General features: G+C 71.0%; 3 protein-coding genes. 1 reads left to right on the forward strand and 2 read right to left on the reverse strand.

What is annotated here, in order from left to right; genetic code table 11:
* Nucleotides 1-1,568, reverse strand: a 1,568-nt coding sequence (locus tag AB0G02_RS30015; protein WP_360800521.1) for a cation acetate symporter, incomplete at its 3' end; no start/stop codon positions are given.
* Nucleotides 1,568-1,984: a DUF485 domain-containing protein gene (locus tag AB0G02_RS30020; protein ID WP_360800524.1), complete on the reverse strand. Its 417-nt coding sequence runs from the start codon at nucleotides 1,982-1,984 to the stop codon at nucleotides 1,568-1,570. The genes AB0G02_RS30015 and AB0G02_RS30020, both read right to left, overlap by 1 nt.
* Nucleotides 1,985-2,313: 329 nt before the next feature.
* Here AB0G02_RS30020 and AB0G02_RS30025 point away from each other — a divergent pair.
* The coding region (locus tag AB0G02_RS30025; protein ID WP_360800527.1) for a nitrate- and nitrite sensing domain-containing protein at nucleotides 2,314-4,325 on the forward strand (2,012 nt) is incomplete at its 3' end.

A 4,325-nucleotide genomic window follows, 5' to 3' on the forward strand; every position in this document is an offset into this window, starting at 1 on the left:
AGGCCGGACCCGATGCCCGTCAACGAACGGACCTCCATCTCGGCCTGCTTGGCGCGGTCCGGCTTCTCCTTGCTCAGCACCGTGCCGAGGTAGCCGCACAGGAAGGAGAACGGGATCGACACCAGACCCGGGTTGCTCAGCGGGAACCAGGCGAAGTCCACGTCCGGGAAGATCGACGACTTCGTGCCCGACACGGAGGGGGAGAAGGCGAGCAGGAAGATGCACGACCCGAGCCCGCCGTACACCGCCCACAGCGTGCCCGGCGTGTTGAACCGCTTCCAGAACATCGAGTAGATGATCGTCGACAGGTTGGCCGACGCCGCCAGCGCGAACGCCAGCGCCACCAGGAACGCCACGTTCTGCCCGTTGGCCGCGATACCGCCCGCGATGGCCAGCAGGCCCACGACGACCGCGGTCAGCCGGGCGACCCGCACCTCGGAGCGCGGATCGGCTTGGCCGCGCTTGATCACGTTCGCGTACACGTCGTGCGCGAAGGACGCCGACGCCGTCAACGTCAGACCGGCCACCACCGCCAGGATCGTCGCGAACGCCACCGCGCTCACCACGCCCAGCAGCACCGCGCCGCCGATCTCGTAGGCCAGCAGCGGCGCGGCCGAGTTCTCGCCGCCGGGCGCCGAGGCGATCTCCTTCGAGCCCACCAGCGCCAGCGCGCCGAACCCGATCACCAGCGTGCACAGGTAGAACGTCGCCATCATCCACGTCGCCCACACCACCGAGCGCCGCGCCTCGCGGGCGTTGGGCACGGTGTAGAACCGCATCAGCACGTGCGGCAGCGACGCGGTGCCCAGCACCAGGGCCAGCGCCAGCGAGATGAAGTCGAGGCGGCTGGTCGGGGTGCCGCCGTAGCGCACGCCCGGCTGGAGCACCTCGGGCCCGAGCGGCGTGTTGCGCGACGCGGTCTCCAGGATCGCGGACAGGCTGAAGCCGAACTTGCCGAGCAGGAACACCGTCATCAGCGTCACGCACATGATGAGGAACACGGCCTTGATGATCTGCACCCACGTGGTGCCCTTCATGCCGCCCATCAGCACGTACAGCACCATGACGATGCCCACCACCGCGATGATGACCGCCTGGCCGATCTTGCTGTGCACGTCCAGCAGCAGCGCCATCAACGCGCCCGCGCCGGCCATCTGCGCGATCATGTAGAACAGCGAGATCACCAGCGTCACGTTCGCCGCCGCGGCCCGCACCGGGCGCTGCCGCATCCGGAACGCCAGCACGTCGCCGAGGGTGAACCGGCCGGTGTTGCGCAACCGCTCCGAGATGATCATCAGGCCGAGCAGCCAGGACACGACCCAGCCGATCGAGTACAGGAAGCCGTCGTAGCCGTTGACCGCGATGCTGCCGGAGATGCCCAGGAACGACGCGGCGGACAGGAAGTCGCCCGACAGCGCGATGCCGTTCTGCGGCCCGGTGAAGCTGCTGCCCGCGGCGTAGTAGTCCGAGGCGGTGGCGTTGCGGCTGCCCGCCCGGTACACGATGAACAAGGTGATCAACACGAAGACGCCGAACACGCCCAGGTTGATCGCGGTGTTGCCGCCCATCAGACCCGGTCCTCCGCGGTGAGCGAGCGGACCGCGTCGACCTGCGGGTCGAGCTTGCGCCGCGCGTAGCGCGCGTACCCCAGGGTCAGCGCGATCGTCGTCACGAACTGCAGCAGCCCGAACACCAGGCCGATGTTCAGCACGCCCCACACCCGCGTGCCCATGAAGTCCGGCGCGTACGCCGACAGCGCGACGTAACCCAAGTACCACAGCAGGAACCCGCACGTGGCCGGCACCACGAAGATCGCGATCCGCCGGCGCAGCTCGCGGAAGTCGGCACTCGCCTGGAGCGCGACGAAGTCGGGCTCACCCGATTCGTCGACCAACAGGCGCGCGCCCGGGTCGTCGAATGTGGCGAAGCCGCGCCCGCCGCGGGCGGGTCTCGAATCCGTCGGGGGCAGGATCGCCTTCGTCATCAATCCTCCACGGGGATTTGCCTCGCCGCGCACGCGGAGGCGCGGGCCGGCGGCGGGCGCTCAGCGTAACCGCGCTGGGCCGCCAGTCAACGACGTGCCGCCGTCGAGGTGGTCACCGAGGCCTTATCGACACCGAGCGCACGTCTCGATTGGCGTCCGTGCGCACATCGTCGTCACGCTGCGCCGATCGGATGAGGACCGACCGCAAGGTCGTTGTCCCACGCCTGTCCACCACCTACTATCCGCGCAGCAACATCCACGCTCGTCGGTCATCAAGCGTCGACGTCGTTCAACTCGAAAACCACTACGCACATTCCGGGGCTTGTCTGGTGACTGGCGACAACAACGCGCGCGGGCAGTGGTGGGGTGCCGTCGCTGACTGGCGGAATTGGCGTCTTCCGGTCAAGCTCGCCGCCGTGCTGGCGGTGCCCGTCCTGGTCGCCGTCGTCGCGGGCGTGGTGCAGATCCGCGGGTACGTCAAGAGCGCCGACAGCTACGCCGCGATGCAGCGCATCGTCACGCTGCGCGCGGGCATCGACCCGTTGATCGCGGGCGTGCAGGCCGAGCGGGCGCGGTCGGCGCAGCGGGCCGAGGGCGCCGGCGTGGTGGAGAGCGACTTCTCGGACCTGACCCGCGCCACGGACAACGCCGCCGCCGGCGTGCGGAACCTGATGGAGCGCACCACGACCCTCGGTGAGGTCGCGAACGCCCGGTTCCGCGACGTCGTCGTCCAGCTCGACGGCCTGCCCCAGCTGCGGGAACGAGTGCGGTCGGGCAGCGTCGACCTGGAGGGCGGCATCGGCGGGTACACCGTCGTGGCGCGCGCCCTGCTCGACTTCGACCTGGCCATGGTGGGCGACTTCGGCGACCCGGCCCTGTCCGGCACGGCGACCGCGCTGCACAACCTGGCCATGGCGGGCGAACAGGTGTCGTGGCAGCACGCCACCGTGCTGGCGGGCATCAGCCGCGGCGAGCTGCTCGACTCCGAGGACACCGCGCTGGAGCAGTCCTACACCCGCCAGCAGGACAAGCTGGCCGACTTCTCCGCCGTCGCCACGCCGCAGCAGCAGGCCGACTACCGCAGCACGGTCTCCGGCCAGGAGGTCGACCTCCGCAACAGCCTGTTCCAGCAGATCCGCACCAACTCCAGCGCGGTGAAGCTGCTGGTGAAGGCCGACGCCTGGAACAGCGGCTCGGAGAGCACCCTCAAGCAGCTCGGCGTCGTGCTGCGGTCCCTGGAGAGCCAGCTCACCTCCGCCGCCGGCAGGTTGCAGGACGCCACCAGCGACCGGGCCGGCGCGGCGGCCGTGCTGCTGCTCGCGTCGATGTTCGCCGCCGCCGCGGTCGGTTTCGTCGTCGGCAACTACCTGCTGCGCTCCCTGCGCGCGCTGCGCACCGCCGCGCTGGACGTCGCGGAGCACCGCCTGCCGACGCTGGTGGCGCAGCTGCGCGAGAACGCCGCGCACGACGTCACCGTCGAGCCCGTGCCCGTGGACACCAGGGAGGAGCTGGGCCAGCTGGCGCGCGCGTTCGACGCGGTGCACCGGCAGGCGGTCAGCTCCGCGGCCGAGCAGGCCGACCTGCGCACCGGCATGCGCAACGCGTTCATCAACCTGTCCCGCCGCAGCCAGGGCCTCGTGGAGCGGCAGCTCAAGCTCATGGAGGAGCTGGAGCGGCAGGAGGAGAACCCCGAGCAGCTGGCGAACCTGTTCAAGCTGGACAACCTCGCCACCCGGATGCGCCGCAACAACGAGAACCTGATGGTGCTGTCCGGCAGCGACGTGGCCCGCCGCTTCACCCGCCCGGTTCCGCTGGGCGACGTGCTGCGCGCCGCCGCGTCCGAGATCGAGCAGTACCAGCGGGTCGTCGTGCAGACCACGCCGTCGGTCGAGGTCGTCGGCTACGCCGCGGGCGACCTGGTGCGGCTCGTCGCCGAGCTGCTGGACAACGCCACCACGTTCTCGCCGCCGCGGACCCAGGTCGTCGTCGGCGGCCGGTCCCGGCCCGGCGGCGGTGTGCTGGTCGACGTGGTCGACCAGGGCGTCGGCATGTCGGAGGAGGACCTGGCGCAGGCCAACCGCCGGATCACGCTGGCCGCGGCGGAGGACTCCGGCGAGCTGCCGGTGTCCCGCCAGCTCGGCCTGTACGTGGTCGGTCGGCTCGCCGGGCGGCACGGCATCGAGGTGGTGCTGCGCGAGCAGGGCGAGGGGCTGCGCGCGGTCGTGGCGCTGCCCGCCGAGCTGGTGCGCGCCACCGGTCCGCTGGCGGGCCGCTCGGTGCCGGCGCAGGCCGCGCCGCCGACCGCGGGACAGGCGTCGCCCCGGTCCACCGGACCCCAGCC

Origin of the sequence: Actinosynnema sp. NPDC023658 (assembly GCF_040639995.1) — a bacterium.
Lineage (GTDB): Bacteria > Actinomycetota > Actinomycetes > Mycobacteriales > Pseudonocardiaceae > Actinosynnema.